The 7,295-nt window shown below is 40.2% G+C and carries 7 protein-coding genes; 5 read left to right on the top strand and 2 right to left on the bottom strand.

All coding sequences use genetic code 11. From position 1 onward, the window contains the following. The first annotated feature begins 194 nt into the window (after nucleotides 1-194). Nucleotides 195-566, top strand: coding sequence for a BlaI/MecI/CopY family transcriptional regulator (locus DBR11_RS03920; RefSeq protein ID WP_108550313.1), 372 nt, complete (start codon nucleotides 195-197; stop codon nucleotides 564-566). Further along, entirely contained in the window at nucleotides 563-1,708 is a 1,146-nt protein-coding gene (locus DBR11_RS03915; RefSeq protein ID WP_108550312.1) for a M56 family metallopeptidase, read from the top strand. Before DBR11_RS03920 ends, DBR11_RS03915 begins: the two co-directional genes overlap by 4 nt. A gap of 42 nt (nucleotides 1,709-1,750) precedes the next feature. Here DBR11_RS03915 and rsmG read toward each other — a convergent pair whose 3' ends face one another. After that, nucleotides 1,751-2,383: a 16S rRNA (guanine(527)-N(7))-methyltransferase RsmG gene (gene rsmG / locus DBR11_RS03910; protein WP_108550311.1), complete on the bottom strand. Its 633-nt coding sequence runs from the start codon at nucleotides 2,381-2,383 to the stop codon at nucleotides 1,751-1,753. Beyond that, nucleotides 2,374-3,519 carry a glycosyltransferase gene (locus DBR11_RS03905; RefSeq protein ID WP_233260635.1) on the bottom strand — a complete coding sequence of 382 codons (1,146 nt, stop codon included), beginning with the start codon at nucleotides 3,517-3,519 and terminating at the stop codon, nucleotides 2,374-2,376. The genes rsmG and DBR11_RS03905 overlap by 10 nt, the downstream gene beginning before the upstream one ends. A gap of 168 nt (nucleotides 3,520-3,687) precedes the next feature. Between DBR11_RS03905 and tgt the strand changes: the two genes are divergently transcribed. Genes tgt through DBR11_RS03890 form a run of 3 tightly spaced genes read left to right on the top strand, consistent with a single transcriptional unit; the run spans nucleotide 3,688 to nucleotide 6,817 of the window. Beyond that, nucleotides 3,688-4,818, top strand: coding sequence for a tRNA guanosine(34) transglycosylase Tgt (gene tgt / locus DBR11_RS03900; protein ID WP_108550309.1), 1,131 nt, complete (start codon nucleotides 3,688-3,690; stop codon nucleotides 4,816-4,818). Beyond that, on the top strand, nucleotides 4,819-5,922 hold the full coding sequence (locus tag DBR11_RS03895) for an LptF/LptG family permease (protein ID WP_108550308.1): 1,104 nt from the start codon (nucleotides 4,819-4,821) through the stop codon (nucleotides 5,920-5,922). A gap of 1 nt (nucleotide 5,923) precedes the next feature. After that, the gene (locus DBR11_RS03890; RefSeq protein WP_108550307.1) at nucleotides 5,924-6,817 is read left to right on the top strand and encodes a DMT family transporter; all 894 of its coding nucleotides are present in this window, start codon (nucleotides 5,924-5,926) and stop codon (nucleotides 6,815-6,817) included. Nucleotides 6,818-7,295 lie beyond the last annotated feature (478 nt).

The raw sequence follows: 7,295 nt of genomic DNA, 5'->3' as shown, positions 1-7,295 counted from the left end.
ATACAGGGCCTACTGTATCAATAAAAGAAAGGCCTATTTGATGGATTATACTCATAGGCTAAATTAACATTCATCAATCCAAAAGAAAAATAAATACACAAAAAGAAATAAAAGAAAAACACTTAATAAAACTATAAAAATAGTTTGAAAACTATAAAAATAGTTGTAGCTTTAATTAACCTAATCATTAGAAGATGAGAGAACTTACAAAAGCAGAAGAACAAGTCATGTTAATTTTATGGGAAATTAAAGAAGGACTGGTAAAAGATGTCATTGAAAAAATGAACCCACCTAAACCAGCTTACAACACCGTTTCCACCGTTATACGAGTGCTTGAAAGCAAAGGATTTATCGATCATAAGGCTATTGGTAATACCTACATCTATTTCCCACTCATTACAGAAGCTCAATACAAACATTTTGCTTTTGATAAAGTAATGAATAATTATTTTGAAAATTCCTACCAAAGCCTTATGTCCTTTTTAGTTAAGGAAAAAAACATGGACATGGACGAGCTTGACGAATTGATCCAACTGGCCGAAAAACTTAAAAACAGAAAATCATGAACCTACTGTATTACCTCATAGAAGCAAATGTATATCTGGTTATCTTTTATGCATTTTATCTGCTGGCCCTAAAGAAAGAAACATTTTACACTTTAAACAGGTACTATCTTATTTCCTCCAGCCTGATTTCCTTTATTTTGCCCCTGTTGCAAATCAGTTACCTTCATCAATGGATTACTGGACAAGAAAATTCCCCTGTAACTCCAATTCCCCATCTCGAAAACACCAGTTATTACTGGGATGGTTTTAGTCCGCTTTTGGTACTGATCTATCTTATCGCCGTTGGTCTGCTCGGCCTCCAACTGCTTGTCAAGCTGATCGCATTGGCCCATCTTGCCTTAACCTCAAAAAAACAAAAGCATAATGAACTCATTTACATAGAATTGAAAAATTCAGATACAGCCTTTTCATTTTTCAGCCTGTTGTTCATGAACCCTTCTGCACCTAATAAGGAAATTATTGTTAAGCATGAAATGGTCCACATCAGACAAAGGCATAGTCTCGACATCCTCCTGTTTGAACTGATCCAAATCCTCAGTTGGTTTAACCCAATCACCTTGTTTCTGAAAAAAGAAATTAAGTTGATCCATGAATATATAGCCGATGATCTGACCACCAGATCTGCTATTCAAAAACATGAATACGCCCTTTTTTTAATTCAGAATTCATTTGGAAACCCAGTAAATCAACTCACTAATCAAATATTTAACCCATCAATTTTAAAAACGAGAATCACTATGTTAGACAAAGAAAAATCCGGATTCCGATCCCGGTTCAAATTTCTGCTGGCTCTACCAATTGCCGGAGGTATGCTCTGCTGCTCTACTCTGGCCTTCAGCAAAGAGTACGCCCTGATTGATCTATCGCCTCAGAAAACTGAAGTGCAACAACAAGACAGCACTAAAAAAAGTACGCATCACCAGCAAGCAAAACCTGCGGCCCCAATAAAATCTACCGCACCAAAACGGCATAAAGGGGCAAAAAATGATGGCTCCGTAAAATTCCCGCCGCCGATTATAAAACCAAATCATAAAAAGAACACAGGCCACGATCAAATAAAATTTCCTCCACCCATCGTAAAAAAGGATCAGCCAGCACCCCCACCGCCACCGGTGCCACCAACAAAAGAAAATAATCCATAAAAAAAGGGAAGCTTAAGCTTCCCTTTTTCATTTTAAAAGTTGTTACTGTGGTACGTACACCACATATTTAGTTTCAAAGAAATCCTCCTCAAAGTATTCCGCCAGTGGATACAGCTCTGCTTTTAGCCTGGATTCTTTAATTTCTTCCTCTAATTCCCCACCTTTTAAATATAAAATCCCATTTGGAATTGCATTCTTGGAGTCTTTTTTAAACTTCCCTTTCACCCAGGGATAGAAATCTATTAAACGTGTTACCGCCCTGGACACCACAAAATCATACTGATCCGTGATCTGCTCTGCACGCAAATGACTGGCCTTTACATTTTTTAAGCCCAGTGCAGAAGCCACTTCTGTAACCACTTTAATCTTTTTCCCTATAGAATCTACCAGATGGAATTCCGTATCAGGAAAAAGAATAGCCAAGGGGATACCAGGAAAACCACCACCTGTACCCACGTCCAGAACCTTTTCTCCCTTTTTAAAAGTGCAGAACTTGGCTATTCCCAGTGAATGGAGAATATGTCGTTCGTACAACTCTTCAATATCTTTCCTGGAGATCACGTTGATCTGTGCATTCCAGAAACTGTATAAAGGATAGAGTTGATCCAGCTGCGCAATTTGCGTTTCAGTCAGATCTTTAAAATATTTTTGAATGATTGTTGATTTTATTTCCACTGGGCTTTTTTAACAAATATAGACAGAATGCCGTTAAAGATTAGAAAAATGAACAGGAGTATATCCAGAATAGGGAACCACCAGGCCAGACCAGGGTAGTTTAAACGCCTTAGTAACTTAGGATATACAAAGCACCTGATCAAAATGCTCAGGCCAAAAATACCTGCTGCAGGATACCACAACGCTTTAAAGAAACAGGCTGCAATAAGCATCATATAGAATAAAAACTGGATCAATGCCTGGGCGGTCAAAATGAACCTGTGTTTGCTTTTGTACATTTTACCTGCTCCAAAATGTCTCTTTTTCTGTCTCAGATAAGCTGCAAAACTGGTCTTTGGTAAACTCCACACCTGCGTATCCTGATGGATACGTATGCCTGTATTCCTCGCCGTTGCATGCGCATTTACAAAAAGATCATCATCGCCAGAAGGAATATGCATATGGGCAGCAAAGCCCTTATTTCTAAAAAACAGCGATTTCTTATAAGCCATATTCCGGCCAACCCCCATATAAGGCATGCCTTTCAAAGCAAAAGAAAGGTAGTTTACAGCCGTAAAAAAGGTTTCAAAACGGATTAAAGCATTCAATAAGCCTCTTTTTCTAATGTAAGGGGAATAACCCAGGAGGATTTCTTTATGGTCTTCCGGCGGTTGCTGCATACCCAGCAACCAGTTTGGAGAAGCCGGATAACAATCCGCATCCGTAAAAACAAGCCAGTCATTTTTCGCAGCCTTAATACCCATGGTCACTGCAAATTTCTTTCCTGCAATGAACTTTCCACCATCAGCGACAGTTACGACCTTCAGCTTTTCGTACTTTTCCGCAAACTCCTCCAGAACAATCCTTGTACCATCCCAGGAGCGGTCATTCACCACGATCACTTCAAAATCAGGATAATTCTGCTCCATGATTACCGGCAGAAAGGTTTTCAAATTCTCCGCTTCATTACGGGCACAAATCACTATACTTAAAGGCCTTATGCCATTTGGGAGCGGTTCTTCTATAGAGACGGAGGCTAATTTCTGATGTACAAAAAGCGTAAAATACAGCTGTACGACAAAACAAAAAACTAATATGCCGAGCAGGCAGATTTCAATTAAGGTTAATTCCACGATGGTATTTCTAAAAGATGTCAAATTTCTGGTTTTTAATCTGTAATGCCTCTGTATGTTGATAAAAAATTTAGCGCTTAAATCCCTCCTTTTTTGCTATTTTTGACGAGATTTTTTGGGAAGCTATCAAAACAGAGCACAGGCGCACCTTATTTGAGCGCCATTTGACCCCAAAGGAATAAAAAAACACAGATGAAATTTACTTTAGAGGCCCAGGACGCGCAGTCGAAAGCAAGAGCAGGTGTAGTAAGCACTGCACACGGAGAGATACAAACCCCTATATTTATGCCGGTAGGCACAGCAGGAACAGTTAAAGCAGTTCACCAGCGGGAATTGAAAAATGATATCGATGCACAGATCATCCTTGGTAATACCTATCATTTATATCTTCGCCCGGGTCTGGGTATCCTGGAACAAGCCGGTGGCTTACACAAATTCATTGGCTGGGACCGTCCGATTTTAACCGACAGCGGAGGTTATCAGGTGTATTCGCTAAGCAAAGTACGTAAAATCAAAGAAGAGGGTGTGACCTTCAGATCACATATAGATGGCTCCAAACACCTCTTCACACCAGAATATGCAATGGATATCCAGCGGACCATCGGTGCAGATATCATCATGGCCTTTGATGAATGTACCCCTTATCCATGTGATTACAAATACGCCGCAGCATCCATCAACATGACACACCGCTGGCTAAAGCGTTGCTGCACCCGTTTTGACTCTACAGAACCCAAATATGGCTTCGATCAAACCCTCTTCCCTATTGTTCAGGGTTCAGTATACAAAGACCTGAGGGTAAAATCAGCAGAATTCATCGCCTCTATGGGCAGAGAAGGAAACGCCATTGGCGGTCTTTCTGTTGGAGAACCAGCCGAAGAAATGTATGCCATGACAGAGGTGGTTTGTGATATCTTACCAGAAGATAAACCCCGTTACCTGATGGGTGTAGGTACACCAGTCAATATCCTGGAAAATATTGCCCTTGGTGTAGATATGTTTGACTGTGTAATGCCAACAAGAAATGCTAGAAACGGTATGCTTTTCACCAAAAACGGCATTATTAATATCGGAAATAAAAAATGGGAAAATGACTTCTCTCCTATTGAAGCCGATAGCGACCTCTTTGCAGATCAGGTTTATACTAAAGCCTACTTAAGACATTTAATGCATTCCAAAGAAATCCTTGGTGCACAAATTGCCACCCTGCACAACCTCCATTTCTACCTGTGGCTGGTAAAAGAAGCCCGGGAAAAGATCATCAGCGGTGAGTTTTATGCCTGGAAAAACAAAATGGTCACTATCTTAGGCAATAAATTATAGATGAAGTTCCTCAGCAGCAGATTTAAGATCATTGACTGGTATATTATCAGTAAATACCTAGGTACATTTATTTATACCCTTACGGTGTTTATTGTCATCATCATTATATTTGACCTCTCTGAGAAACTTGATGATTTCCTGGGTAACCACCTCACCATCTGGCAGGTATTCACCTTATATTACGCAGGATCAATTCCTTTTTACGTCAACATGCTCTCCCCACTGATCAACTTTATTGCCGTGATCTTTTTCACCGCTAAAATGGCCGATCAGACGGAGATTGTACCGATATTGAGTGGCGGAGTAAGCTTTAACCGCTTTCTGCGCCCTTATTTCATTTCCGCATCCTTCATATTTGCTGCCAATTTGCTATCCAATTTATTTATTCTTCCCTATACCAATCAAATCAAAAACAATTTTGAGAACGTGTACATGAAGAAAAATGACCCCACCAGCAAGCAAAACATCCACATGAAGCTGGATGACAACACCTATATCTATATAGAAAGCTTTGACAGCAAGAGCAAATCCGGCTTCCGTTTTATGCTCGATAACTTTAAAGGAGATGTACTGGCAAAAAAACTGGTGGCAGATGAGATCAAATGGGACTCTGTAAAGCGCTCCTGGAAACTCACCAATTATACTGTAAGAGACATCAACGGTCTTAAAGAAACCTTTAAAAGCGGCGCTGGTGCCACTAAAGATACCATCCTTGACATGCGGCCAGATGACTTCTCTGTTTATGACAATATCTTTGAGAACATGAGCAACAAGGATCTTTCCGATAAGATCAGGAAAGAGAAAACAAGGGGATCCGGTATCATGAATGACCTGCTCTTTGAGCAATATAAACGCTACCTGCAACCCCTTTCTGCCTTCGTACTTACCCTGATCGGCGTTGCTTTATCTTCCAGAAAGGTACGTGGAGGAATTGGTATATCGCTCGGAATAGGGATTTTTCTCAGCTTCTCCTACATCGTTGTAGACCGTTTTGCCAAGATGTTCTCTTTAAAAGGAGGCATTCCGCCCCTGCTTGCGGTCTTAATGCCGACTATATTTTTCGGCTTATTAGGCTTATATTTGCTGCGGAAAGCCCCAAAATAACATGCCCCTTACCCAAACCAGCAACACCACCAAAAACCTGCTCATCCTTCATTTCACAGTTTTCATCTGGGGCTTTACAGGTATTCTGGGCGCGCTGATTTCCATCAATGCAGTGCAAATGGTATGGTATCGTGTTATGATTGCCTCCATTACGCTATTCCTGTACTTTATACTCAGCAAAACCAGTATTAAGGTAAGCAGAAAGCAATTTCTGCAATTCATCTTTACAGGAAGCCTGGTAGCCCTTCACTGGATCCTTTTCTTTCACGCCATCAAGGTGTCCACCGTTTCTGTAACCCTGGTTTGCCTCTCTTCATTTACGCTTTTTACTGCAATTTTAGAGCCCCTCATGAAAAGACAAAGGATGCAAACGGGCGATGTGGTGATCGGTTTCATCATTATTCTGGGCATTTATCTGATCTTTAAATTCGAAACAAAATACACTTTAGGAATCATTTTCGGTCTTTCTGCAGCGGTAGCTTCCGCCCTTTTTTCGGTCATCAATTCCAGCCTGGTCCAAAAAAGTGAGGCCAGAATCATCAGTTTTTACGAGATCGCAGGCGCATTTTTCTGGATCACTTTATACCGTTTATTTGACAAAAGCCTGCTCACAGAGACCTTCAGTTTAAGCAGCAGCGACTGGCTTTACCTTTTCCTTTTAGGTACAGTTTGCACAGCACTTGCTTATGTTGCAGGGGTTGGAGTAATGCGTTATTTATCTGCATTCCGGGTGGCACTGATCACCAATCTCGAGCCGGTTTACGGTATCCTTCTAGCCTTCCTTTTCTTCGGAAATAAAGAGACCATGACCCCCGGATTTTATGTCGGAGCCGTCCTGATTTTGGGTGCAGTTTTCCTCTATCCCATCTACAAAAAAAGAAGAAACCAGTTCTAAAAAAACGGCATCTCTTTCGCAAAAATTACCGGCCTGCCCCCTATCTTTTTTCCCTTAAAAAAGGCGAATTATAAGGCTTCCGGAACCCTTATAATTTTGCTGTACCTTCAGCTCTGTAAATCAAAAAACACGTTACATTGACATCATATTTGACCTCATAAAGTTAGCTGCAAAATCAGATACAAGGGGAGGGGAGGGCTTAATCCACAAGTCCCTTTTCTCTTACATTCCCTATACACTCTTTAATTTATCGACTAAAATTGTTTTTAATTTACCGGGTAAATAGTGTACCTTCATCGAGCAGGACACAACACCTGAACAACACCACAAAAAACGGCTTAAAACGCAACAAAAAACCACAACAACCAACAAACACACCAAATAAAAACAAAAACATCAAAATAAACATTATCAATACTTTACAAAGATTATTTAAAACTTAAATTCAAATAAATCTTTAAAATTTTTAAAAAAAATA

Origin of the sequence: Pedobacter sp. HMWF019 (genome assembly GCF_003061025.1) — a bacterium.
In the GTDB taxonomy this organism is placed as follows: domain Bacteria; phylum Bacteroidota; class Bacteroidia; order Sphingobacteriales; family Sphingobacteriaceae; genus Pedobacter.
Note: the sequence above shows the minus strand (reverse complement) of the source record. Positions and strands in the feature narration are given on the sequence as shown.